At 44.8% G+C, this 1,258-nt stretch carries 1 protein-coding gene; it reads right to left on the reverse strand.

The features are described from left to right. Positions 1 to 1,258, reverse strand: a 1,258-nt coding sequence (locus IM797_RS28135; protein ID WP_194130556.1) for a DUF11 domain-containing protein, incomplete at both ends; no start/stop codon positions are given.

Genomic DNA, 1,258 nt, shown 5'->3' on the forward strand with positions numbered 1-1,258 from the left:
GATTGTGCAATTGGTACAACCTGGAACTACCGGCGCACCTGGCGTTGGCGTCGGATCGGTTGATTCGGCATGTACATTGCCCCCCTTTGGATCTTTACCATCTGCATTTGCAATATTGGTCACATAACCCCTGTCTAAATCTGCCTGGGTTATGGTATGTTTAGCGGAAATATTTGCTGTTGCATTTGGTGCAAGGCTGGCGATTAGTGCCGGACTGATGCTACCTGCATCGGCGTTTGTATCGGTAATCGCAATGGCGTTAACCGTTACGTTTCCGGTATTTTTAAGAACAAGATTGTAGTTGATGATGTCACCTACTTTATTGTGCGTACCTGCAACTGCAGTTTTGGTTAAGCTCAATGAAGGAGCCTGATCAATTGGCGTAATTGTGCAATTCGTACAACCTGGAACTACCGGCGCACCTGGCGTTGGTGTCGGATCGGTTGATTCGGCGTGTACGTTGCCTCCTTTTGGATCTTTACCATCTGCATTTGCAATATTGGTCACATAACCCCTGTCTAAATCTGCCTGGGTTATGTTATGTTTAGCGGTAATGTTTGCGGTTGCATTTGGCGCAAGGCTGGCGATTAGTGCCGGACTGATGCTACCTGCATCGGCGTTTGCGTCAGTAATGGCGATAGCTATTACCGTTACGTTTCCTGTGTTTTTAACGACCAGGTTATAGTTGATGATGTCACCTACCTTATTGTGCGTACCTGCAACTGCGGTTTTGGTTAAGCTTAATGAAGGATTCTGTGTTATTGGAGTAATGGTTGGATCGTCACCGCCAATGGTAGTCCCTGATTTGTCTTGTACGATCGTACCTGCGGGACTAGTGGCCTTTGCCAATGCGCTATTTGTAACATTGCCTGCGTCAGCATCAGCCTGAGTAATGATATAATCAACTATATGCTTAATTTCATTATTCGGCAGAAGGTTACCTGCAATATTGATTACTGAGTTACTGATTAAAGGATCAGTAATATTGATGTTGTTCAATGTAACATCACCTGTATTTTTGATGGTGAATGTATATTCGATTCTATCGCCCACATTAAAGGCTCCACCAACAGCCGAACCTGTATTCGTTACTGTTTTAACCAAATTTATTGCAGGACTTTCATTTACGGGTACCTCTACTTCAGGAACGATTGGTGTAGTAGGGTCAATCGGGTCTATGATCGAAGCCACGTTTTTAATGCTCGTCGTTCCAACCGGAAGATTCCCCGAGACAATTGCTTTAAAGCTCAAGACCAGG

The organism is Pedobacter sp. MC2016-24, from assembly GCF_015223055.1.
GTDB lineage: Bacteria > Bacteroidota > Bacteroidia > Sphingobacteriales > Sphingobacteriaceae > Pedobacter.